This window comes from Rhizobium sp. P1_C7 (assembly GCF_056406295.1).
Window position 1 is genome coordinate 1 of the sequence record NZ_JBFUAL010000071.1, and the last position, 808, is coordinate 808.

The following is an 808-nucleotide window of genomic DNA, read 5'->3' on the forward strand; positions in this document are numbered from 1 at the left end:
AGCGACTGGGGTGAAGTCGTAACAAGGTAGCCGTAGGGGAACCTGCGGCTGGATCACCTCCTTTCTAAGGAAGCTGTGGAATTGGTAAGACGACCGGCACATGTCGCAAGATGTGGCCCGGTATGAACCTTCCCGTGCTTTTTAGAACATAGATGGCGCCAGTCAGGCGACCATCGAAACGCAATACGCCGTCGACATGCTAGCATGCACGGTATGGCGAACTGCGCCGTCCACGTTTCTCTTTCTTCAAAAAGATATCGAACCATTGAGTGCGCTCACGCGCTACGATCGTCCGGCTTTTGCTGGATGTGAGCGATGGGCCCGTAGCTCAGTTGGTTAGAGCACACGCTTGATAAGCGTGGGGTCGGTAGTTCAAGTCTACCCGGGCCCACCATCTGCTTTTGCGATGGTTTGTTCCCAATGAGTGGTTCTTGGTTTAACTGATCCTGGCGGTTTGCTGTCAGGTGTTGCGATGGTTGGGGCTGTAGCTCAGCTGGGAGAGCACCTGCTTTGCAAGCAGGGGGTCAGCGGTTCGATCCCGCTCAGCTCCACCAATTCGCTTGGTGTTGAACTGAGGGAGATATCTTTTGAAGAAAACAAAGTTTTGCATCGGCTTTTGCTGATGCCTGTTCTGCATATATCGTGAAGAGAAGATTGATCTGGAGGCTTCCAGGTGTTTTGGGCAATTCTTATGGATTGTCCGGGACGTCCGAGCCCAGTTCCTGAGAAACCATGGATGGCCTAGCCGGCTGGATATGGTGGAGGGACTGGAGGTAGGTAGGAAGCTTGTCGCTCTGGGTCGTTGAAT

At 53.2% G+C, this 808-nt stretch carries 2 tRNA genes and 1 rRNA gene; all 3 read left to right on the forward strand.

The window, feature by feature from the left end:
- Positions 1–64 (forward strand): 16S ribosomal RNA (locus AC1D2R_RS32180); the annotation flags it as partial.
- A gap of 253 nt (positions 65–317) precedes the next feature.
- Positions 318–394, forward strand: a tRNA-Ile gene (locus tag AC1D2R_RS32185).
- A gap of 84 nt (positions 395–478) precedes the next feature.
- Positions 479–554, forward strand: a tRNA-Ala gene (locus tag AC1D2R_RS32190).
- Positions 555–808: the final 254 nt, after the last annotated feature.